Raw genomic sequence first — 23460 nt, forward strand, 5'->3', positions numbered from 1 at the left:
GTCAGTGCTGCTGCAGCGCCGCGCCGGAGGGCTCGTCGGCCCGGGGCTCGGCTGCGGCGTGCATGGTGGCGGTGAGGCGCTGGAGCGTGCCGATGAGCTCGAGCGCGGCCTGCTCGTCCGGCAGCCCCATGCCCTGTGCGATGCGGGCGGGGACGTGCGCGAGTTCGGGACGGATCGTGCGCCCGCGGTCACCGAGCGTGACGGTGACGACGCGCTCGTCGGTGCTCCGTCGCTCGCGGCGGACGAGGTCGGCCTGCTCCATGCGGCGCAGGAGCGGCGACAGGGTGCCGGAGTCGAGCTGCAGGTGGTCGCCGAGGGACGAGACGGTCTGGTCGCCCTCGATCCAGAGGGTGACCAGCACGAGGTACTGCGGGTACGTCAGGCCCCAGGGCTCGAGCATCGTGCGGTACGCCTGGGTCGTCGCGCGGGAGGCGGCGTAGAGGGAGAAGCACACCATCTCGTCGGTCACGGGCATGACGACAGTGTTGCACGCAACTCAGTTGCGCACAACTGGTTTGGACGGGCGCACAGTGACAGACGGGAGGCGCGGGGCGGGGCCGACCCGCGCCTCCCGTCCGTCAGTCGGTCGCGACGGCGGTCGCGGATGCGTCGTCCGGCGCGGTCACGTCCGCGTCCTCGGGGCGACTCCGCAAGCGCAGCGTCGCGGCGAGACCGAGCACGAGGAAGCCCGCAGCGGACCACGCCGCCGCGCGGGTTCCGTCGCTGAAGGCCTCCGCTGCGGCGTCCGCGGCCGACGGGTCCTGCTCGCGGAGTCCGGCGATCGCCCCGCCGGAGGACGTCACGACCGCGTCGGCCACCTGTGAGGCGGTCGCGGACGGTGTACCGGCGTCCTCCAGTCGGTGTTCGAGCAGCGTGTTCGTCGAGGTGAAGAGGACGGTGCCGAGCACCGCGATGCCGAGCGCGGACCCGATCTGCCGCGCCGTGCTCTGTGCGCCGGAGGCCTCACCGCTCCGCTCGACCGGGACGTCCTGGAGCACGACGCCGGTGAGCTGCGCGGTGGCGAGGCCGACGCCGAAGCCGTACACGAACAGGCACGGCACGATCGCCCACCACGGGGTCGACGACGACACGACGAACCCGACCGCGGCGACGCCGACGATCTCCGCGCCGATGCCGAGCCGGACGATCCGGAGGGCGCCGATGCGCTGTCCGGCCGTGGCGGCGAACCCGCTCGCCACGAAGGACCCGACGGCGAGGGCGAGCAGCACGAACCCGGTCTGGAGTGCCGAGTAGCCGAGCACGTTCTGCAGCCACAGCGGGAGCGACAGGATGATGCCGAACTCGCCGAGCGACACGATGAGCGCCGCGATCGAGCCGCCGCGGAACGACGCGATGCCGAACAGGTCGAGGGCGATGAGTGTCGAGCGGCCGCTCCGCTGCCGTCGCAGCGTCCAGAGCACGAACAGCACGCCGGCGACCACGGTGAGGCCGAACGCGTACGGGATGGGGGAGAGCGGGCCGGGCCACGACCAGTCGCCGATCCGGAGCCGCTCGGCGTTCGTCCACCACCCGTAGGTCCGCCCCTCGATGAGTCCGAACACGAGCGACGCGCTCGTGAGCACGCTGAGCACCGCCCCGACGACGTCGATCCGGCCGGCGTGCACGGCGTCGCGGGACTCGCGGACGAAGAGGAACGCGCAGACGACGATCGCGACGCCGAGCGGGATGTTGATGCCGAACGCCCAGCGCCACGAGAACGCGGTCGTGAGCCACCCGCCGAGCAGCGGCCCGACGGCGACCATGCCACCGATCGTCGACCCCCAGACGGCGAACGCGATGCCGCGCTCGCGGCCGGTGAAGTTCGCGTTGACGAGCGACAGCGTCGTCGGGAGGACCATCGCGCCTCCGACGCCCTGGACGATGCGGGCGAGCACGAGCAGCTCCCCGCTCGGTGCCAGCGCGGCGAGCACCGACGCCGCCGCGAACACCGCGACGCCGGTCACCATGAGGAGCCGTCGCCCGAGGCGGTCGGCGAGCGAGCCGAACACGAGCAGCAGCGCCGCGAACACCAGGGTGTAGCTCTCCTGCACCCACTGCACCGCGGTCGAGCCGATGTCCAGGTCGCGGACGATGCTCGGGATCGCGACGTTGACGATGGTCGAGTCCACGATGATCAGCGACACGGCGATGCTGATCACGACGAGGCCGGCCCAGCGCCGGCGGTCGATCGCGGCCGGGTCCTCGACGGCGCGGGGGTGTGGGGTGCTCATGCGGTGCCTCCTGGGATCGTCAGCATGCTGATGATCACCGTACGCCGCCTGCCACGCCCGCGTGGAGGTCGCTCACCGACGGGGTACGGCCGGCGTCGAGCACGCGCATGGGCACGGACGGTTAGGCTGACGTGACCCACGATGACCAGCAACCACCTCGACCACACCGCGGCCCCCGCCGCCGGCGACACCCGCCGCACGGGACGCGCCGCCTCCCACGGCAAGACGATCCTCATCGGGGAGCACGCCGTGGTCCACGGCGCACCCGCACTCGTGTTGCCGGTCCTCGACGCGGTCGTGGTCGCGACGGTCACCCCGGTCGAGCCCGACCCCGCGCGCGTCGACCGCGGCCCCGACACGGACCCCGCGACCGGCCACCTGCTGGAGTCCGCGGTGCACACCGGCCCCCTCGACACCGCGCCCGCGGCCGTCCTGCCGACCGTCACCGCGGTGACCGCGACGCTGCGCCACTTCGGCGTGACCGACCGCCGGTTCCACGTCCGCGTCGACAGCGATGTCCCGACCGCCCGGGGGATGGGGTCGAGTGCCGCGGTCGCCGCCGCCGTCACCGCCGCCGTGGCCGACGCCCTCGGTGAGACCCTCGACGCCGACGCCCACCACGAGCTGATCCAGGAGTGCGAGCGCATCGCCCACGGGCGCCCGTCCGGACTCGACGCGCGCGGGGTCGTCGCGGACGCCCCCGTCTGGTTCGAGGGCGGTCGTGTCGAACCCGTCGCCCTCGGTGCCCGGTGCACCTTCGTCGTCGCGGACACCGGCGTCCCCGGACACACGCGCGAAGCGGTCGCGTCCGTCCGGGACCGTCTCGAGCGCGACCCGGTCGCGGTCCGAGCGACGGTCGATGCGATCGGCGAGCTCGCCCGCGCTGCCCGGACCGCCCTGGAGCGCGGGGACGCCCAGGCGCTCGGTGCGAGCATGGACGCCGCGCACGGGCTGCTCGCCGACCTCGACGTCTCGAGCACCGACCTCGACCGGCTCGTCACCGCGGCACGTGGGGCCGGTGCCCTCGGCGCGAAGCTCACGGGCGGCGGCCGCGGGGGCTGCGTCCTCGCCCTCGCCACCGACGACGACCACGCTGACCGCATCGCGGCAGCCCTGCGCGGCGCAGGTGCCGCAGCCACCTGGACCACCACGATCGGAGACCGCGCATGACCACCGCAACGGCCGTGGCGCACCCCAACATCGCCCTCGTCAAGTACTGGGGCAAGGCGGACGCGACCCTCGCGCTGCCGGCGACCGGCAGCGTCTCGATGGGGCTCGACGTGTTCCCGACGACCACCACGGTCACGGTCGGCGGGACGGCGGACGACACCCTGACGCTGAACGGCGCCGTCACGACCGACGGTGCGCTGGTGCGGGTCACGCAGTTCCTCGACCTCGTGCGCACGCTCGCCGGGTCGACCGAGCACGCCTCGGTCGTCAGCGAGAACACCGTCCCGACCGGTGCCGGCCTCGCGTCGAGCGCTTCGGGGTTCGCCGCCCTCGCGACCGCCGCCGCTGCCGCGTACGGGCTGGACCTGTCCGAGCGTGACCTGTCCCGGCTCGCCCGCCGGGGTTCCGGGTCGGCCACGCGGTCGATCCCGGGAGGCGTCGCGGTCTGGCACGCCGGTGACGACCAGGGTTCGTACGCCGAGACCGTCCCCGCCCCGCCGATGGCCATGGTCGTGGTGACGATCGACGCCGGTCCGAAGCCGATCGGCTCCCGCGAGGCCATGCGCCGCACCATCGCGACGTCGCCGTTCTACCCGGCCTGGGTGACCTCGACGACGGAGACCGTCACCGAGGTGCTCGCGGCCTGCGCCGCCGGGGACTTCCCCCGCATCGGCGAGCTCACCGAGAGCAACGCCCTCCGCATGCACGCCACGATCGAGGGAGCCTTCCCCCCGATCCGCTACCTGACCGCTCGGAGCGTCGCCGTGTTCGACGCGGTCGCCGAGCTCCGCGCCGCCGGACTGCAGGCGTACGCCACCGCCGACGCGGGCCCGAACGTGGTCGTGCTCACCACACCACGGGACCGGTCCGCCGTCGCCACCGCCCTCGCCGGGCACGGGGACGTCATCGAGTCCGGCACCGGACCAGGCGCGCACCTCGTCCGCTCCGAAGGAACCGCGACGACCGGAGAGGCACCCGCCCCGGCCGTCGTCCGACCGGAGGAGTCCGCCGAGTGATCGAGTTCCGCGCCCACGGCAAGCTGTTCGTCGCCGGGGAGTACGCCGTCGTCGAGCCCGGGCAGCCGTCCGTGCTCATCGCGCTCGACCGCGCCATCACCGCCCGGGTCAGCGAGGGCCACGGGTCCGGCAGCGTGCACTCGGAAGAGTACGGCCACCTGCCGCTGACGTGGACCCGTGCCGAGGACGGCCTCGCGCTCGACCGGGAGCACCACCCGTACGACTACGTGATGGCGACGATCGACCTCGTCGAGAAGCTCCGCGCCGAGCGGGGGATCGCGCCGCGGTTCCACGACCTCCGGATCCAGAGCCAGCTCGACGACGCGAGCGGCCGGAAGTTCGGGCTCGGTTCGTCCGCCGCGGTCACCGTCGCGACCGTGGGTGCCCTCGACCGTTTCTACGGCCTCGGTCTGACGCAGCGCGACCGGTTCCGCGTGGCGCTGCTGGCGACGATCCGGGTGAACCCCCGGGCCTCCGGCGGTGACCTCGCCGCGAGCACCTTCGGTGGGTGGCTCCGCTACAGTGCCCCGGACCGCGAACTGCTCGCCGCGATGCTGCAGCCCGCTCCCGACCGCGGCGACGGCAGCGTCTCGGGCATCCTCGACGACGCCGACGCCTGGACCGGCTTCGACGTGCAGCGTCTGCCGGCGCCGACCGACCTCCGCCTCCTCGTCGGCTGGACCGGTTCGCCCGCGTCGACCATGAAGCTCGTCAGCGTCGTGCGCGAGCACCGCGACGGCGGGTACCAGGCGTTCCTCGACGAGAGCCGGGCCTGCGTCGACGACCTGACCACGGGCCTCCAGTCCGGCGACGCCGAGCGGACGCTCGACGCGCTCCGACGCGCCCGCGTCCTGCTCCAGCGCCTCGGCGCGTCCGTCGGGTCGCAGATCGAGACCGAACGGCTCGCCACCCTGTGTGACGTCGTCGAGCAGGCCGGCGGGGCGGCGAAACCGTCCGGAGCCGGCGGCGGCGACTGCGGCATCGCGCTCGTCCCGGCGGACACCGACCTCACCGCCATCCACCGCGCCTGGGAGGCGCACGACATCAGGCACCTCAGCGTCGCGGTGCAGGCGCCCGAAGGAGACCTCGATGACTGACCCGACCACCACCCCGATCCCGACCAAGTGGGTCGGGCCGATCCGCGTCTCCGGGAACGCGGTCGAGGGTGAGCACGAGGTCCCGCTCGCCACCTACGAGTCGCCGCTGTGGCCGTCCGTCGGCCGCGGGGCGCGCATCTCGCGCTTAGTCGAGGGCGGCATCGTCGCGACCGTCGTCGACGAACGCATGACGCGGTCCGTCGTCGTGCGTGCCGACAGCGCGGCTGCGGCCCACGTCGCGGCCGGTCGCATCCTCGCGCGGCAGGACGAGCTCGAGGCACTCGTGACGGGGCAGAGCCGGTTCGCGAAGCTCATCGAGGTGCACCCCGAGATCGTCGGCGACCTGCTGTTCCTCCGCTTCGCGTTCACCACGGGGGACGCCTCGGGCCACAACATGGTCACGCAGGCGGCCGACAAGCTGCTGCCCGCGATCCTGTCGTGGGAGCCGGGCCTGCGGTACGTCAGCATCTCGGGCAACTTCTGCACCGACAAGAAGGCCACCGCGGTGAACGGCATCCGTGGTCGCGGCCGCAACACCATCGCCGAGATCGTCATCCCGGGGGAGGTCGTCGCGAAGCGTCTGCGCTCCACCCCCGAGCGGATCGCCGAGTTGAACGTCGCGAAGAACCTCGTGGGCTCCACGATCGCCGGCGCCCTGCGCTCCGCGAACGCCCACTACGCCAACATGCTCCTCGGGTTCTACCTCGCCACCGGCCAGGACGCGGCGAACATCGTCGAGGGGTCCCAGGGCATCACGTCCGCGGAGGTCCGCGGCGACGACCTGTACTTCGCGACCTCGCTGCCGCACCTCATCGTCGGCACGGTCGGCAACGGCAAGGGCGGAGACCTGCCCGTCGTCGAGGACGCCCTCGTGCGGCTCGGCTGCCGCGAGGAGCGCGCACCCGGGGAGAACGCCCGCCGCCTGGCCGCCCTGTGCGCGGCGACCGTGCTGTGCGGGGAGCTGTCGCTCCTCGCGGCGCAGACGAACCCGGGAGAACTCATGGCAGCGCACGTCGCGATGGAACGACGCGGCGCGGCAGCAGGAGGTGCAGCATGACCGCCATCGGCATCCACGACATCGCGATCGCGACCGGCCACCACGTGCTGGAGCTCGACGACCTCGCCGAGCGGCTCGGCGTCGACCCGGCGAAGTACCACGTCGGCATCGGGCAGGACGCCTTCAGCGTGCCCGCGCCGGACGAGGACATCGTGACGATGGGAGCGGCGGCGGCGAAGGAGATCATCGACCGCCACGGCGTCGAGGGCATCCGGACCGTGCTGTTCGCCACCGAGTCCGGCGTCGACCAGTCGAAGGCCGCCGGCGTGTTCGTGCACGGCCTCCTCGGGCTGCCGCAGTCCGTCCGGGTCGTCGAGCTGAAGCAGGCCTGCTACGGCGGGACGGCCGCCGTGCAGCTCGCCCTCGGGATCGTCGCGCGGGCGCCGCACGAGCGGGTGCTCGTCATCGCCGCCGACGTCGCACGGTACGACGTCGACACGGCGGCCGAGCCCACCCAGGGTGCCGGTGCCGCGGCGGTGCTCGTCACCGCCGACCCCGACCTCATCGAGATCGAACCGGCTGCGGGTGTCTTCACCGCCGACGTCGACGACTTCTGGCGGCCGAACGACCGCTCCACCGCGCTCGTCGACGGTCGCCTGTCGGTCACCGCCTACGTCGACGCGTTCGTCGGGGCCTGGGACGACCTCGTGGCGCAGGGTGGACCCGGCTACGAGGACATCACGCGCTGGGTGCACCACCAGCCGTTCACGAAGATGGCGATCAAGGCGCACCGGAAGCTCGCGCAGCACGTCGGGCAGCCGTTCGACGACGCCGAGCTCGCGATCGGCTTCACGTACAACAAGCAGACCGGCAACACGTACACGGCGTCGATCTGGATCGCCCTCGCGGCGCTGCTCGACCTCGACGACGACCTCGACGGGCAGCGGATCGCGATGTTCAGCTACGGCTCGGGCAGCGTCGGCGAACTCCTGACCGGCATCGTCCGGCCCGGGTACCGCTCGCACCGCCGGGAGGGCCGCGTCCGGTCGATGCTCGACGCCCGCGTCCCGCTGACGGTCGACGCGTACCGGGAGCTCCACGCCGCGGGTGCCGCGACGAGTGAGGACACCGAGCGGCCGCGGGTCACGAGCGGGCCGTACCGGTTCGCCGGGGTCCGTGGCGGTGCCCGCCGCTACGAGGCGACGACGCAGGACTGACGCGCTTACGCGAAAGCGACAGGGTGCGGCCGTCCTGCCAGCCGGATCTGTCGCTCTCGCGGCGCCCCGCACCCGGCGCGATCCGGTGACGGCCGGGAGGCCCGTGGCGGCGCCGCCACGGGCCTCCCGGCCGTCACCGGGTCACGCCGTGACGCGACCGGTCACGCCGTCGCGAGCACCTCGCGCTCCAGACGCTGGTAGCTCGCCTCCATGCCGTCGGTCATGCCGGTCGCGAGGATCGCGTCCCGCTGCTCGACGCTCGGGTAGGTGACGAGCAGGGTCAGGAGCGTCGCGCCGTCCACCTCGTCGAGCGTGAGGTCGTTCGTGTTCGGCGGGTACGGAGCCCCGGTCATCGCCTCGGTGCTGACCAGACGGTGCTCGGGCTGGACGAGGGTGTTCTCACCCTCGAAACCGAACGGCTCGCCCTCGGTGTCCCCGACGGGCGCCCAGGCCTGCCGGTACCGTCCGCCCGGCCGGAGGTCGTTCTCGCAGACCGTCATCTCCCAGCCGTCCGGGCCGAGCAGCCACCGGCGCACGAGCTCCGGCTCGGTGTGCGCGCGCCAGAGCACGTGTCGCGGGGCCTCGAACGCGCGGGTGAAGCGGACGTGGGTGTCGTCGAGGACCTCGGTGACGACGCCCTTCCCGAGCGCGTACTCCCGGAGGTCCGCGAGCACCCGGTCGAGCTGCCCGAACGCCTCGGTGTAGCCCTGCTCCATGCCCATCGCGAGGAGGGTCTCGAGGGCTCCGGCGTCCGGGAACGTCGTGGTGATCCGCACGCGGGAGCCGGTGTCGGTCGACTCGAAGTCCAGGACACTCGTGCTCGTCGGCTGCGTGGGGTCGACCTCACCGTCCTCGGTGGCGAACAGGTCGTCGAACGTCAGACGGACCGGTTCCTCCACGGTGTGCACGAGCCACACGGACCGGTAGGTCTCGCCGTCCGGACCGGTCATGTCGTAGCGGGCGCGGCCGCCGGGACGGAGGTCGAACTCCGAGAACGTGGCGGGGAAGCTCGGCGGGCCCCAGAACCGTTCGAGCTGCCGGGGGTCGGTGAACGCTCCCCAGAGTCGTTCGACCGGGACGGGGAAGTCCGCGACGAGCGTGGTCGTCAGGGCTTCCGGGTCGGTGTGGACGCTGGTCACGGGCATGGTGGCTCCTCGTCGAGTCCGGTGGTCGCAGGTCGTGGTCGTGGTCGTGGTCGTGGTCGTGCTGGTGTTCGTCGTTGCTGTGCGTCAGCGCTCGTCGTCGCTCGCCAGCAGGGTGTCGAGTCGGTCGATGCGGCCGTGCCAGAGCCGGCCGTACTCCTCGAGCAGGCCGCGCACACGGTCGAGCTGCTCGGGGTCGGCGCGCACGATGCGGACGCGCCCGCGGGGTTCCTTGGTCACGAGTCCTGCTCCCTCGAGGACGGTGACGTGTTTCTGCACGGCGGCGAACGACATGTCGTAGGCCGCTGCGAGGACCGAGACCGTGACACCGTCGGCGAGGGTCCGCCGCACGATGTCCCGTCTCGTGGCGTCGGCGAGCGCGTGGAACACGCGGTCGACCTCGGCGTCGGTGAGTTCGGGTCGTACAACCATCTGGTTGCACGTTACGCCGGCTGCGCGCACTGCGCAAGGGGTGCGTGGGCGGCCCCGGGATCTGTCGCTTCCGCGGTCCGGTCGAGCGCGCTTCCTGCCCGTCTGTCGCTTTCGCGGTCCCCGTGTGCAGGGCGACTCGCGACGAGCGTCACCGCGTGCCCCGCCCCAGGCCCCGAGCGCCCCGCGCCCCGCGCCCCGCGCCGGGCGCCGCGCCTCAGTACACGTCGCGCACGTAGCGCTTCGCGCGCCGCAGGTCGGCCACGTACGCGGCGGCGTCGTCCGCCCCGCGTCCGCGCTGCTCCGCGATGACGTCGAGCAACGCCTGCTCGACGTCCTTCGCCATCCGCGAGGCATCGCCGCACACGTACACGAACGCACCGTCCTCGAGCCACCGGTACAGCTCCGCCGCCTGCTCCCGCATCCGCGTCTGCACGTAGACCTTCTCGGCTTGGTCGCGCGAGAACGCGAGGTCGACCCGGGTGAGCACGCCCCGCTCCTGCAGGTCCGTGAGCTCGTCCTCGTACACGAAGTCGGTGTCGCGGTGCTGGTCGCCGAAGAACAGCCAGTTGCGGCCGGTCGCCCCGGCGGCGGCGCGCTCGTGCAGGAACCCGCGGAACGGTGCGATGCCGGTGCCCGGGCCGATCATGACCACCGGGGCGTCGCCGTCGGCGGGCACCCCGAACGCGGCGTTCGGCTGGAGGTACACGTCGACCTCGCCGTCGGCCTGCACGCGGTCGGCCAGGTAGGTGGACGCGACACCCGCGTGGGAGCGGTGCACGTCGCCGTAGCGGACGGACGCGATCGTGAGGTGGACGCGGCCCTCGTGCGCGAGCGGGCTCGACGAGATCGAGTACTGCCGAGCCTGCAGCCCGCGGAGGTTCGGCAGCAGCTCCTCCATCGTCGGCGCCGCGCTCCCGGCGTCGCGCAGGAGGTCGAGGACGTCCCGCCCCCAGAGCCACCGGTCGAGCTCGTGCTTGTCACCGTGCGACACGACGGCCGCGAGCTCCGACGCGGGAGCACGCTGCACGAGGTCGGCCACGAGGTCCTTCGACGGCGTGCGGATCTCGCGGTCGAGCCGCAGCACCTCGGCGAGCGGCCGCCCGTCGAAGTCCGCGGAGCCGTCCGCCCCGAGGTGTCCGAGCAGCTGGTCGACGAGCGCCGGGTCGTTGTGCGGCACCACCGCGAGCGCGTCGCCGGCGGCGTACTCGATGCCCGAGTCGCCGAGGTCGAACTCGAAGTGCCGGATCTCCTTCGCGCTGCGCGGCGAGGAGAGCAGGCGGTTGACGACGAGCGGTGCGCGGTACGGGTTGCGCTTGTTCCACTGGGAACCCGGCCGGGAGGCACGGCTCGCGCCCGCCCCGTCGGCTGCGGCGGACCCGGTGGTCGCCCCGGCGGCGGGGCCACCAGCGGCCGGCTGTGCGCCGGCCTCGGCGGCCAGGCGGTCGAGCACCGCGGCACTCCAGAGGGCGGCCGGGTCCTCGAAGTCGACGTCGCAGTCCACGCGGTCGTGGATGCGGGTCGCGCCGAGCTGCTCGAAGCGGGTGTCGAGGAGCTTGCCGGCCTGGCAGAACTCGTCGTAGCTCGTGTCGCCCAGACCGAGGACCGCGTACTGCAGGCTCTCGAGCCGCGGGACCGTCGACGCCTGGATCGCGTCCCAGAACAGTCCGGCGTTGTCGGGCATCTCGCCCTCGCCGTACGTCGAGGTGACCACGAGGACGTGTGACATCCCGGCGAGCTGCTCCGGCGTGACGGCGTCGAGCGGGGTCGCCCGGCCGCCGAGCCCGCGGGCCTTCGCGCCGGCGACGAGCTCGTCCGCGAGGAACTCGGCGTTGCCCGTCTGCGTGCCGAACAGCACGTCGATCGTCGTCGTCGGGGCACCACCGGCCGCACGCTTGCCCGCGGCGGCGATGCCCGCGATGAAGCCCGCCAGCCAGGACTCCTGCGCTGCGGAGAACGGGGCGTCGACCGGGATCAGCTGCCCGGTGGGCGGGAGCGTGGTCATGCCGACACCGCCTCGGTCGGGGCCTGCGGGGCGCGGCCGGCGATGTCCTCGAGCGCGGCGTTCGCGAGCAGCTCGTCGAAGCGGGCAGCCCGGACGCGTCCGGCGTTCTTGGCGTTCTGGTGCATGATCCACCCCGTGGTGCCCGGCATGTCCGTGCTCCGGTTGTTCCGCTGCGCGAGCGCACGCTTCGAGTCGTCGAGCCGCTTCACGGCGATGAGGGTCGCGAGCTCGTCGTCGGCGAACCGGTCGAACGTCCCGCGCAGGTACTTCACGACGCGCTGCTTGACCTGGAAGTCCTCGGTCAGGATGAGGTTCTTCACGGCCTCGGTCACGCGCGGGTCGGACGCACCGGCGCCCGGTACCCGCTCCTGCGCGACGTCCTGGGCGACCCCGAGCACGGTGTACGACGAGAGCAGCGAGAACATGTCCTCGCCCTGGTCGCCGAGCGCCGGGGCACGACCGTCGAGCACGGTGCGCTGGTCGCGGTAGTCGACCTTGAACGCGCGGAGCTTGTCGGTCGCCACGGAGTTCGCGAGCTCGTCGAGGAGCTCCGGACGGGTCGCGGCGGCGAGGATCTCGTCGGCGTCCTGGCTGAGCAGGAGCGCGCGGGGCATGCCGACGTACACGTGCGCACGGGTGGTCTCCCACTCGTCGAGCAGCCGCGCGGCCAGCGGTGAGCCCGTGGCCTCGAGGTGCCACTCGAGCAGGAGCTTCGCAGCGGCCTCGTGGAACGCACCGCGCTCGGTCTCGGTGACGGGGAACACGAGGAGCGAGTCGGTGCTCGCCCGCTCGGTCACCGCGCCCGACGGGTCGTACTGGTACAGGAAGCCGCCGGACATGCCGTTGCCGAGCCCCTTGCCGTACGCACCGAGGTTGAACACGGCACCGCCGGTCATGTACTCGCAGCCGAAGTCGCCGACGCCCTCGACGACCGCGGTCGCGCCGGAGTTGCGGACGGCGAAGCGGTCGCCCGCCTCACCCTCGACGAACGTGCGGCCACCCGTGGCGCCGAACAGGGCGAAGTTGCCGACGAGGACGTTCCCGCCGCGCTCGACGCTGCCGCCGCCGGGCGCCCGGACGACGATCCGACCACCGGACTGGCTCTTGCCGACGCCGTCGTTCGCGGTGCCGACGTGCTCGAGCGTCGTGCCGTCGTTCGTGAAGACGCCGTAGGACTGCCCCGCGGACCCGCTCGTGCGGATCGTCAGGGCACCGTCGACGAGGCGTCGGCGACCGCGGTCGTCGGTGGTGATCGCGGGGTGCGCCGACAGGTCGACGCCGCGCAGCTCGTGGTTGAGGATGCGCTCGACGTCGATGCCGAGCTGCCCGCCGACGGACTTGTCGGCGTTGCCCAACGCGATGCCGTCCACGGTCAGGGCGTGGTCGTGGCCGTCGATGAGCGCTGCACGCACCTGCTCGATGAGGGAGTCGTCGGTCCGGAAGCCCTTCTCGAGGTACTCCGGGTCCGTGACGACCTTCTCCGGCACCTGCGCGAGCAGGTTCCGGACGTCGAGCCGACCGACGCTCGCCGGGTGGTCGAGGAGCTGCAGCAGGTCGGTGCGCCCGCGGGCCTCGCGCAGGGAGCGCAGGCCGAGGCGGGCGAGGATCTGCCGCACGTCGTGGGCGATGTTGAGCAGGTACTGCGCGAGCGCACGCGGGTCGCCCTCGAACGCCTCGGCGTTCGTGGTGAGGCCCGCCGGGCACTTCACGTTGCAGTTCTTCGCCATGACGCAGCCGAGCATCATCAGCGCCGTCGTGCCGAACTCGAACGAGTCCCCGCCGAGCAGCGCACTCGTGACGACGTCGGAGCCGGTCTGGTGCGCACCCGAGCATCGGAGCGTGACCTTCTGGCGGAGGCCGTTCACGACGAGGGCCTGGTGGACCTCGGCCACGCCGATCTCCGCCGAACGCCCGGCGTACTTCAGGCTCGTGACCGCGGCGGCACCGGTCCCGCCGGTGTTCCCCGCGACGTTGATGACGTCCGCGCCGGCCTTCGCGACGCCGACCGCGATCGTCCCGATGCCCTCCGAGGACACGAGCTTCACGATCACCCGGACCCGGGCGGCCTTGCAGTCGTGGATGAGCTGCGCGAGGTCCTCGATCGAGTACGTGTCGTGGTGCGGCGGCGGCGAGATGAGCTCGACGCCGGGCGTGCCACCCCGGGCCGCGGCGATGTCCACCGTGACCTTCGGTGCGGGGAGCTGCCCGCCCTCGCCGGGCTTGGCGCCCTGGCCGATCTTGATCTCGAGTTCCTCGAGCATCGGGTCGGCGAGGTAGCCCGCCCAGATGCCGAACCGACCGGACGCGAACTGCTTGATGCGCGAGCCGCGGATCGTGCCGTAGCGGGAGTGGTGCTCGCCGCCCTCGCCCGAGTTCGACATCCCGCCGACCATGTTCGTGCCGTGCGCAACCGCCTCGTGCGCGGTGGCGACGAGCGCACCGTGGCTCATCGCGCCGGACGCGAGTGTGCGGGTGATCTCGTGCGCCGGCTGGACCTCGGCCACGTCGACGCTCGCCGGGGCCTGCTGGAGGAGTCCGAGCAGGTCGGCGGCTGCGCCGGTGGCGCGCAGCGTCACCTGGTCGTCGGCGACGGCGTCGACGTCGACCAGGCCGGGGTGCAGGAGGGCGAGCCCGTCCGCGAGTGCCTGGTGGCGGAGCGCACCCGTCGACCCGGTCGAGGTGAGCTGCAGGCGGAAGCGCGTCGTGCCTCCCGGCAGTCCCGCGGCGTCGTCACGCGAGCCGGCGAGGCCGCGCACCGTGATGCTGGCGTTCCCGCGCGTCGCGAAGCGGCCGAGCTCGCGGGCGAAGTCCTCCGCCTCGTCGATGCCCGTGACGTCCGCGGGGAGCGCGAGCACGTCCCGGAGTGCCGCGGGGCGACGCGACCGCTCGTCGTGCGTGGTCTGCAGGAACGACACGTAGCCGGGCGTGACCCGGTGCGCGTCGATCTCGGCGTCGCTCAGCCGGTCGTACCCGGTGTTCCGGTACGCGGCGTCCGTGATGCCGAACGAGTCGTCGAGCTGCCCGAGCGTGAGCAGCCGGAGCGCGTCGGAGTCGCCGGAGCGCTCGAACGCGGGACGCTCCTCGGTCATGCCGCCGAAGCCGCGGACGCTCGCGACGCCGAACGAGTGTCCGGCGCCGTCCGAGCGCTCCTTGAAGAGGCCGAGCAGCGGCACCTGGCCCTCGGTCGCGACGCTCCGGGCGCGCTCGTGCCAGTCCGTCGCGGCCTGCGCGATGCGGGCGAAGCCGACACCGCCGACCGGAGCGTCCATGTGCGGGAAGACCCGGGCGAACAGGTCGTCGCCGGTGTCGAGGTAGTTCGGCTCGAAGAACTCGCCGCCGATGTAGCTCTCCGCGGTGCACAGGCCGACGCGGCCCATGGTCTTCGCGAGGGCCTTCTCGGCGGCCTTCCGGAAGCGCTTCAGGGCGAGGTCGGTCGCGGTGTACTCGCCGGCCGGGGCAGCCTCGGCGGGGTACTTCTCCTCCGCACGGAGCCGTGCCGACAGGCTGTACACAGCCGACGCCCCGAAGCCCAGGGCCGTCGCGACGTGGTGTGACGATGGCAGCTGACCGGACTCGGCGACGATCGAGACCCGCAGCCGCAGCCCGGTCTCGATGAGTCGCTGGTTGACCGCGGCCACGGCGAGGATCACGGGGAGGGCAGCATGCGTCGACGAGACACTGCGGTCGGTGAGGACCGCGATGCCGCCCGCGCGCTCGGCGAACGCGGCGACGGCGTCCGCGAGCTCCTCGGTGGCGGCGCGCACGGCGTCCGCGTTCGCCTGCTCGTCCCCGAGGACCGGTACGTAGAGCATGTCGAAGCGCTCAAGCGGCACGATGTCCTGGTCGCGGAGGCGCACCATGTCGAGGTGCCCGAGCACGGGGGACTGCACGACGAGCTGTCGGGTCGGCGTCCCGTCGCCACTGCCCGTCCCGTCGGGCTTGCTGCCCAGGGCGACGCGCATCGACATGCCGTCGGCCTCGCGGATCGAGTCGAGCGGTGGGTTCGTCACCTGTGCGAAGCGCTGCGAGAAGTACTTCGCCATGCCGCCCTCGGTGTCGCTGAGCGCGTTGATGGCGTTGCCGTAGCCCATCGCCGAGATCCGCTCCGACCCGTTCGCGAGCATCGGGTCGAGCATGAACCGGAAGCTCTCCTGGTTCAGCGAGTACGCCACGTAGCGGCCCGCGAGCGACAGGTCGCCGTCGTAGCCCAGGGTCGTCGTCCCGCGCCGGTAGTCCGGTGCCGGCAGGTCGTCGAGGTTCACGCGCGCCGCGTCGAGCAGGCTGCCGTAGTCGCGGCGGCCGGCGAGCATCCGCAGCACGTCGTCCGAGCGCATGAGCGACCCGGTGCGGTGGTCGACGACGAGCATGCCGCCCGCCTCGATCCGGCCCCGGTGCACGACGCCCTCGGGCTCGAAGGTGACCTGGCCCGCCTCGGACGCCACCATCAGGTACTCGTCGGTCTGCACCGTGCGCAGCGGGCGGAGCCCGAGCCGGTCGAGCCGAGCGCCCACGACGTCGCCGTCGCTGAAGATCACGGCGGCCGGGCCGTCGTTCTTCTCCTCGTACAGCGAGAAGTACTCGAGCATGTCCCGCACGTCGGACGACAGCGTCCGGTCGTTCTCCCACGCCGGCGGCATGAGCGACACCACGGCCTCGACGATGTCCAGGCCGTCGTCGAACACCCGGCTCTGCAGCGTCTGGTCGAGCCGGCTCGAGTCCGACTGCCCCGGCGGACGCACGATGCTCCGGGTACGGGCGCGCGCGAGCGCCTCGTCCGACAGGCGGTTCTTCCGGTCGGTGTTCAGCTCGCCGTTGTGCGCCATGAGGCGGAACGGCTGCGCCATCGTCGGGTGCGGCTCGGTGTTCGTCGAGAACCGCGTGTGGAAGTAGAGCGTCCGCACCGAGTGCCGCGGGTCCGTGAGGTCGCGGAAGTACGAGATGACCTCGCCCGAGTTCAGCCGGCCCTTGAGGATCTGGGTCCGGGCGCTGAGCGACAGCGGGTACAGGGCGGCGTGCGGGGCGTGCGCCTCGGCGGCCTGCGTGTACGAGACGCGCTCGACGGCGAGGAGCGCCCGGTTCGCCGCGGCGTCGACCTCCGAGCGCTCCCACGACGAGGGCGCACGGAACACCCACTGCACGATCGGCAGCTGGTACTGCTCGGCCTCGGGCCGGGCGACCGAGTGGTCCACCGGGACGTCGCGGACGAGCAGGAGCTCGAAGCCCTCGTGCTCGATCGCGTCGGTCACGATCTGCACGGCGGCGGTGCGCTCGGCGGCGCCGGCCGGCGTGGTGTCGCCCGGCACGAAGCAGTTCGCGACACCGAAGTGGCCGGCGCGCAGTGCCTCGCCGGTGATCGCGCTGAAGAACTCCACCGACAGGTCGATGCTCACGCCCGCGCCGTCGCCGACGCCCTCGGCGGACTTGCCGCCGCGGTGCGGGATCGAGCAGAGCGCTTCGTCGCCCTTGCGGATCACGTCGTGGGTCGGCGTGCCGTCGAGACGGGTGATGAAGCCGACGCCGCAATCGCTCGATTCGCGGGCAGGGTCGTACAGACCGAAGGAGGAGTGGTTCACGTGCGGGTCCAGTGGAGCGTGTGCCGACAGGCAGCGGACGGCCACGCTGCATCCTCGGAGCGCTCGCCGCGGGCAGGCCGTCGGGTGGTGACGGTCGGGCCCTGTGGGGTTGTGGTGCGGTGAGGTGATGCTACGGGTTGGTATACCGCCGACGCAACAGACCGGCCGGACGGGAGGCGCGACGCGGCTCCGGCAGTCGCGTCCGGCCCGGTGCGCGGGCGCTCGGGGCGCGGCGTGCGTTGCGATGCGCGGCGCGCGGGCGCGGCGCGTGGCGCGGGCGCGGCGCGTGGCGCGTGGCACGGTGCGTGGTGCGGTTAACGTTCGCACAACCGAAGGCACCTCGCGCCGCGGATCTCCGTGGTTCGAGGTGCCTTCGGTTGTGCGGCGCGCTCCGCGCCGCTCAGGCCGCGCGGTGCTCGTCGACCGGGATCGGCTCGGTGCGTGCCTCCGTGGACGCGTCCGCCGCCGGCGTGGTACCGGGGCGGATGAGCTCGGGGCGCCGACGGGAGCGGAACACCCACGCCTTGAACAACACGAACCGCACGAGCGTCGCGACGAGGTTCGCCGCAGTGAGGACCACGATCTCCGTCCCGTGCGTGGCGTCCGGGGTGGTCGCGTGCAGGACGACGAGCGACCCCGCGGTGATGGCCCATGCGATGCCGAACACGACGAGCCCCTGCACGTGGTGCATCCCGGCGCCCGCCCGGCCTCGGACCCCGAACGTGAAGCGCCGGTTGAGCGCGGTGTTGCCGATCGCGGTCAGCAGCAGCGCGGTGAAGTCGGCCGTCTGCGCCCCGATCGCCGGCCGGAACAGCGCGTAGAGCACCGCGAACGCGACCGTCGACAGGACACCGATGGCACCGAAGCGCAGGACCTGCCCGACGATCCCGACGTGCGGCGGTGTGAACGGACGGCGGCCGATCGCGTCGTAGACCGGGGCGACCGCGATGCGTCCGGTCGCGAGGCCCCGTGACACCCGCCACATCCCCTTGAGGTCCTCCGTCGCCGTCGAGGCGATGTGCACCGAGGAGTTGACGTCGTCGACCCAGTCGACCGGGACCTCGTGCACGCGGAGCCCGGCGTGCTCGGCGAGCACCAGGAGCTCCGTGTCGAAGAACCACGCGTCGTCCTCGCAGAGCGGCAGGAGGTGCTGCGCGGCCTCGCGGGTGACGGCCTTGAACCCGCACTGCGCGTCCGAGAACCCGACGCTCATCGTCGTGCGCAGCAGCAGGTTGTACGAGCGGGAGATGAACTCGCGCTTCCCGCCCCGGACCACCCGCGACGACCCCGCGAGCCGCGTGCCGATCGCCAGGTCCGAGTGTCCGGAGAGCAGCGGTGCGACGAGTGGCTCGAGCGCGGCGAGGTCGGTCGAGAGGTCCTCGTCGACGTAGACGAGCACCTGCGCCTCGGACGTGCCCCACACCGCCTTGAGTGCCCGGCCGCGACCCTTCAGGGGCAGGTGCACCGCGCGGACCTCGGGGAGCATCGCGGCGAGGTCGTCGGCGATGCGGGCGGTGTCGTCGGTCGAGGCGTTGTCCGCGATGGTGATGCGCCACGTGTGGTGCAGCGAGGTGCGGCAGAAGGTGTGGAGCCGGCGGACGTGCGCGGCGAGCGTGTCCTGCTCGTTGTGGCAGGGGACGACGATGTCGATGTCGAGGGGCTGGTTCGTCTCCGTCATGCCGATCAGGTTCGGCAGCCGGCTCATGCGCCCCGCTGCAGGACCCTGTGGCGGCCCTAAGAACGCCGCGCGGGCATCCGGGCGATCAGTCGACGACGCCGGCGAGGACCTGCACCACGGCGATCAGCGCGAGCACGACGATCGGCACGCCCGCGATCCACAGCCCGGCGCGCACCTGCGTCCGCCGGATCGTCGGCGCCGCGTGCGAGGTCTGGGCGAACCGCGTCGCGGCGACGAGCTCCGGTGCTGCCGCTGGCGGCTCGGGCTCCGGCTGCGGGCGGTCGTCCTCGAACGCCGGGACCTCGACCACGAGGTCCTCGGGGCGCGGGCTCTCCGGGAGTCGGGTGTAGTCGTCCGGCATGGCGCCCCCTTCGTCGCCCGCAGCGTACCGGAACGGCTCAGGACGTCGCGGGCAACTCCACGGTGAACGCTGTGCGCCCCGGCTCGGACACCACACGGACCGTCCCGTCGTGGGCCGCGGTCACCGCCCGCACGATCGCCAGACCGAGGCCGCTCGTGCCGTGCTCTCGCGATCGTGAGGCCTCGCCGCGCGTGAAGCGGTCGAACAGGTTCGGCAGGAGCGCCGGATCGATCGGCGGCCCGTCGTTCGCGACGACGAGTCGGACGGAGGGCCGGGGCGCTCCCGGCACACGCCGCAGGGAGACCACGACGGCCGATCCGCTCGGCGTGTGCTGCGCCGCGTTCGAGAGCAGGTTCCGCACGAGTCGCCGGAGCTGCGCCGCGTCGCCGTCCACGGTCACGGGCTCGTCGTCGACCTCGAGCGTCCAGCGGTGGTCCGGGTTGGTCGTGCGTGCGTCCATCGTCGCCTCGACCACGATCGAGGTCAGGTCGACCGTGTCGACGACGAGCGGCGGGGTCCCGGCGAGCGCGCGGGCGTCCAGCCGTGCGAGCAGCAGCAGTTCCTCGACGAGGTCACCCATCCGGACGGCCTCGGTCGCGATCCGGCCGACGTTCGCGTGCACCGCGTCGAGGTCGGTCGAGCTCGTCGAGAGCTCGGCGTAGGCCCGGACGGTGGCGATCGGCGTGCGGAGCTCGTGGGAGGCGTCGGCGACGAAGGTCCGCATGCCGGACTCGGCCTCGCGGCGGACGGTGAGTGCCTGACCGACGTGGCCGAGCAGGCGGTTGAGCGCGGTGCCGACCTGCCCGACCTCGCGGTTCGCGGTGAGGTCGGCCGCGCCCACCCGGGCGGTGATGTCGGTCTCGCCGTGTTCGAGGTCGAGTGCGGCGACGTCGGAGGCGACGCCGGCGACGTGTTCGAGCGGCCGCAGCGCCCGTCGGACGGTGAGTGCGAGGGCCCACGCGGCGACGAGGAGCCCGAGCAGGGTGACGCCGCCGAAGACCAGGACGAGGCGGGTGATGGTCGAGTCGAGCGCCCCGAGGGGGAGCGCCGTGACGAAGACATCCCCGCCGCTGCCGACGGCCTGCGCCCGGTAGGCGCCGAGCGCTCCGAGCTGCACCGTGACGGGCGTGCCGTCGCGGTCGATCGCCGACAGTGTGCGCTCCTGCGCGGCCGTGAGCCCGTGCTGCCGACCCTCGCTGTCGGTGTAGCCGGCGAGCACGGTGGACCCCGAACGGAGGACGGCCACGACCGTCCCGGCGGCCTGCCCCGGCGCACCGATGAACTCGTTGTCCGGGTCCGGCTGCCCGGCGGAACCGCCGGACGAGCCCGACCCCGACGACCCCGACCCCGACCCCGGCGGCCTGCCGTCCCCCACGACCCGCCCCGCTGCCGTGGCGAGCTCCGCGTCCAGCCGCCCCACGAGGTACTCCCGGAACGCCACGACGGTGACCGCCCCGACCACGACGTTCGTGACGACGAGCAGCAGCGCGACCGCCCCGACGATCCGCCACCGCAGCGAGGGCGCCCGCACGGCACCCGCCCGCACGGCACCCGCCCGGTCGGCACCCGGCCGACGCATCCGGCTCACGTCGTCGGGCGGAGCACGTACCCGGCCCCACGGACGGTCTGCAGCATCGGCTCCCGGCCGGCGTCGAGCTTCTTGCGGAGGTACGACACGTACATGTCCACGAGGTTCGACGACGCCCCGAAGTCCATGCCCCACACGCTCGCGAGGATCTGCTCCCGCGACAGCACGCGGTTCGCGTTCCGGGCGAGGTGCCGCAGCAGCTCGTACTCCGTCGGCGTCAGTTCGAGCGGGTCGCCGTCCCGGGTCACACTCCGGGCGTCCTCGTCGAGGCGCAGGTCGCCGACGACGATCCCGGCCGGTCCGGCTGCCGCGACCCGAGCCGAGGTCCGGGCGAGGATGCGTGCCCGCACGAGCAGCTCTTCGATGCCGAACGGCTTGGTCAGGTAGTCGTCACCGCCGCCCGTGAGCCCGGCGAGCCGGTCCTCGGGGGCGTCCCGCGCGGTGAGGAACAGGACGCGGACGTCGTCCCGGGCGTCGCGGAGCCGTTCGAGCACCTCGAACCCGTCGATGTCCGGCAGCATGACGTCGAGCACGATGACGTCCGGCTGGAACTCCCGCGCGGCGAACAGGACGTCCCGTCCGCGGTGCACGGCGCGCACGGCCCAGCCGTCGCCCGCGAACGCGAGGGCGACGGCGTCCGCGAGCGCGTGCTCGTCGTCGACGACGAGGGCGCGGACGGGCGTGCCGTCCGTGCGCTGCAGCGGGGTGCCGGCCATGTCGGCGAGCCTATCCGCGCCCTCGTCGTGCATCACTTCGCGGCGCTCAGGTCGTAGACCGTCGACCCGCCGACCGTCGTGCTGCTGTAGTTCGCCGCGACCCACTCCTGGATCGCCGAGGCGGTGGAGGAGCCGCCTCCCATCCCGCCTCCGGTCCCGGAGGAGATGTAGTACGGGATCTTGCCCTCGGCGACGTACGCCTTGAACTCGGCGAGCGTCGGCGTCGGGTCGCTCGACCAGCCACCGATCGCCATGACGGCGGTGTCGGTGTCGAGCTCGAGCTGCGCGGCGGACTGCGAACCGTTGACCGCGGCGGCCCAGGTCGTGTCGGTCGCTTCGAGCAGCTTCTGCAACGCCGACGACGTCGACGCGTCTCCGCCACCCATCGCGCCGCCACCGGCCTGGAGGCCCGTCCCCGACTCGCCGTCGGAGGTCGCCCCGTCGGATCCCTCCTGGATGCCGGTGCCGTCCTGGTCGCCGGACGTGCCGTCCGGCATCGACGGGGCCTCGCCCGTCGTGCCCTCGGGCGCTTCGCCCGAGGTGCCGCCGGGCGGCGTGCCGCCGGGACCCTGCTGGGAGCCGTCCGAGGAGTCGGAGCTGTCGCTCTCGGAACCGGAGGCCGATCCGCCGGGGCCTCCCGTGCCTCCCGGCTGTCCACCGCCGGTGCCGCCGCCCATCCCGCCGGAGCCGCTGCCGGACGGACCGACGCTCGGGATCGAACCGGAGTGCGCGACGGTCGTCGTGGCGACGGCGTAGGCGGTGGTCCCGGTGAGTCCGAAGAGCGTGCCGGCGAGGACGCCCACGGTGACGGCCTTCCGGAGCGTGGGCACGTTGCCGACGAGGATCGCGGCGGTCGACAGGAGGCCGCCGACGAGCACGACCCACCGGAGCCAGGGCAGCCAGGTCGGGTCCTCGTTCAGCAGGCAGAAGCCCCAGTACGCGGTGATGCCGACCATGCCCGCGAGTCCGAGGCGACCGATCACGCGGTCGCGCACGCTCCAGAGGAGGGCGCCGCCGGTGCCGACGAGGCCGGCGATCGCCGGGGCCAGGGCGACCGTGTAGTACGGGTGGATCGTCCCCGACATGTACGAGAAGACGAGGCCGGTGACGAGCAGCCAGCCGCCCCAGAGCACGAGCCCGACGCGGACCGGGTCACCGAGGTGCCGCCGACCGACGACCACGAGGCCGAGCACCAGCGCGAGGAGCGCCGCGGGCAGGAGCCACGAGATCTCGAGCCCCATCTCGGACGAGAACAGCCGGTCGAGCCCGGTCGAGCCACCGAACGACGACCCGGCGGTCCCGCCGCCCATCCCGCCGCCGCCGTTGCCCGAGCCGCCGAAGATGCGACCGAGGCCGTTGTAGCCGAAGACCAGGTCGAGCACGGTGTTGTTCGTCGAGCCGCCGATGTAGGGGCGGGACTCCGCGGGCCAGAGCCACACGGCGACGACCCACCAACCGGCCGAGACCACGAGCGAGACCGCCGCGATGCCGAGTCCGATCGCACGACGACCCCACGAGGTCCGCGCGGCGACCAGGTACACGAGGCCGAACGCCGGCAGCACCAGGAGCCCCTGCAGCATCTTCGTGAGGAACGCGAACCCGAGGGCCACCCCGGCGAGGGCGATCCACCGCCAGCTGCCCCGGGGGAGTGCCCGCACGGTGCAGTAGGCGCCGGCGGTCATGAGCAGCACGAGCAGCGCGTCCGGGTTGTCGAACCGGAACATGAGCGCCGCCGCGGGGGTGGCCCCGACGACGAACCCGGCGAGCAGGGCCCCGACGTTCGCCGTCATCGCCCCGAGACGTGCGAGGGTGCGGCGGACGGTGCCCCAGACGAGCGCGACCGACCCGACGGCCATGAGGGCCTGGGGGAGGAGGAGGATGAACGACGAGAAGCCGAACAGCCGCGCGGACAGCACCATCACCCACAGCGATGCCGGCGGCTTGTCGACCGTGATGAAGTTCGACGAGTCGAGGGAGCCGAAGAAGAACGCCTCCCACGACTTCGTGCCGGCCTGGACGGCGGCGGCGTAGAAGCTGTTCGCGTACCCAGAGATGCTGAGGTCCCACAGGTACACGACGGCGGTCAGGGCGAGGAGCGCCCAGAACGCCGGCCGGAGCCAGCGGGCGTCCTCTCGTTCGCCGAGGAACAGGCGAGCGAGTGGCGGGCGGCGGTCCCGGGTGGTGGTCCCGGGGTGGGCGCGCTCGCGACGGTCGGTCACGGGGGTCGGGTACGTGGTCAT

The 23460-nt window shown here is 72.9% G+C and carries 16 protein-coding genes; 5 read left to right on the top strand and 11 right to left on the bottom strand.

The window, feature by feature from the left end; all coding sequences use genetic code 11:
* Position 1: 1 nt before the first annotated feature.
* Positions 2-475 (bottom strand): MarR family transcriptional regulator, encoded by a 474-nt coding sequence (locus QPJ90_RS08540; RefSeq protein ID WP_290133994.1) that lies wholly within the window; start codon positions 473-475, stop codon positions 2-4.
* A gap of 103 nt (positions 476-578) precedes the next feature.
* A complete protein-coding gene (locus QPJ90_RS08545) occupies positions 579-2231 on the bottom strand; it encodes a DHA2 family efflux MFS transporter permease subunit (protein WP_290133995.1) in 1653 nt (550 codons plus the stop codon).
* 141 nt (positions 2232-2372) lie between these two features.
* On the opposite strand from QPJ90_RS08545, the gene mvk reads away from it, so the two are divergent.
* Genes mvk through QPJ90_RS08570 form a run of 5 tightly spaced genes read left to right on the top strand, consistent with a single transcriptional unit; the run spans position 2373 to position 7728 of the window.
* Positions 2373-3401, top strand: a complete 1029-nt coding sequence (gene mvk / locus QPJ90_RS08550) for a mevalonate kinase (protein ID WP_290133996.1) — start codon at positions 2373-2375, stop codon at positions 3399-3401.
* Positions 3398-4417, top strand: a complete 1020-nt coding sequence (gene mvaD / locus QPJ90_RS08555; protein WP_290133997.1) for a diphosphomevalonate decarboxylase — start codon at positions 3398-3400, stop codon at positions 4415-4417. The genes mvk and mvaD overlap by 4 nt, the downstream gene beginning before the upstream one ends.
* Positions 4414-5514, top strand: a complete 1101-nt coding sequence (locus tag QPJ90_RS08560; protein ID WP_290133998.1) for a phosphomevalonate kinase — start codon at positions 4414-4416, stop codon at positions 5512-5514. Before mvaD ends, QPJ90_RS08560 begins: the two co-directional genes overlap by 4 nt.
* On the top strand, positions 5507-6571 hold the full coding sequence (locus QPJ90_RS08565; RefSeq protein ID WP_290133999.1) for a hydroxymethylglutaryl-CoA reductase: 1065 nt from the start codon (positions 5507-5509) through the stop codon (positions 6569-6571). Before QPJ90_RS08560 ends, QPJ90_RS08565 begins: the two co-directional genes overlap by 8 nt.
* Entirely contained in the window at positions 6568-7728 is a 1161-nt protein-coding gene (locus QPJ90_RS08570; protein WP_290134001.1) for a hydroxymethylglutaryl-CoA synthase, read from the top strand. The genes QPJ90_RS08565 and QPJ90_RS08570 overlap by 4 nt, the downstream gene beginning before the upstream one ends.
* Before the next feature lie 161 nt (positions 7729-7889).
* Here the strand turns inward: QPJ90_RS08570 and QPJ90_RS08575 are convergent, their stop codons facing one another.
* From QPJ90_RS08575 to QPJ90_RS08615, 9 genes are all read right to left on the bottom strand, one after another.
* A complete protein-coding gene (locus QPJ90_RS08575; RefSeq protein WP_290134002.1) occupies positions 7890-8873 on the bottom strand; it encodes an SRPBCC family protein in 984 nt (327 codons plus the stop codon).
* Between the two features lie 84 nt (positions 8874-8957).
* Positions 8958-9302, bottom strand: a complete 345-nt coding sequence (locus tag QPJ90_RS08580; protein ID WP_290134003.1) for a metalloregulator ArsR/SmtB family transcription factor — start codon at positions 9300-9302, stop codon at positions 8958-8960.
* A gap of 214 nt (positions 9303-9516) precedes the next feature.
* Positions 9517-11304, bottom strand: coding sequence for a sulfite reductase subunit alpha (locus QPJ90_RS08585; RefSeq protein WP_290134004.1), 1788 nt, complete (start codon positions 11302-11304; stop codon positions 9517-9519).
* The gene (locus QPJ90_RS08590; protein ID WP_290134005.1) at positions 11301-16877 is read right to left on the bottom strand and encodes a glutamate synthase-related protein; all 5577 of its coding nucleotides are present in this window, start codon (positions 16875-16877) and stop codon (positions 11301-11303) included. The genes QPJ90_RS08585 and QPJ90_RS08590 overlap by 4 nt, the downstream gene beginning before the upstream one ends.
* Before the next feature lie 400 nt (positions 16878-17277).
* The gene (locus QPJ90_RS08595; protein WP_290134006.1) at positions 17278-18582 is read right to left on the bottom strand and encodes a bifunctional glycosyltransferase family 2/GtrA family protein; all 1305 of its coding nucleotides are present in this window, start codon (positions 18580-18582) and stop codon (positions 17278-17280) included.
* Positions 18583-18640: 58 nt separating this feature from the next.
* A complete protein-coding gene (locus tag QPJ90_RS08600; protein ID WP_290134007.1) occupies positions 18641-18916 on the bottom strand; it encodes a hypothetical protein in 276 nt (91 codons plus the stop codon).
* Between the two features lie 37 nt (positions 18917-18953).
* Complete coding sequence (locus QPJ90_RS08605) at positions 18954-20495, bottom strand: HAMP domain-containing sensor histidine kinase (RefSeq protein WP_290134195.1); 1542 nt, start codon at positions 20493-20495, stop codon at positions 18954-18956.
* 5 nt (positions 20496-20500) lie between these two features.
* A complete protein-coding gene (locus QPJ90_RS08610) occupies positions 20501-21220 on the bottom strand; it encodes a response regulator transcription factor (RefSeq protein ID WP_290134008.1) in 720 nt (239 codons plus the stop codon).
* Between the two features lie 32 nt (positions 21221-21252).
* Complete coding sequence (locus QPJ90_RS08615) at positions 21253-23460, bottom strand: glycosyltransferase family 39 protein (RefSeq protein ID WP_290134009.1); 2208 nt, start codon at positions 23458-23460, stop codon at positions 21253-21255.

This window comes from Curtobacterium sp. 458, assembly GCF_030406605.1.
Taxonomy (GTDB): domain Bacteria; phylum Actinomycetota; class Actinomycetes; order Actinomycetales; family Microbacteriaceae; genus Curtobacterium.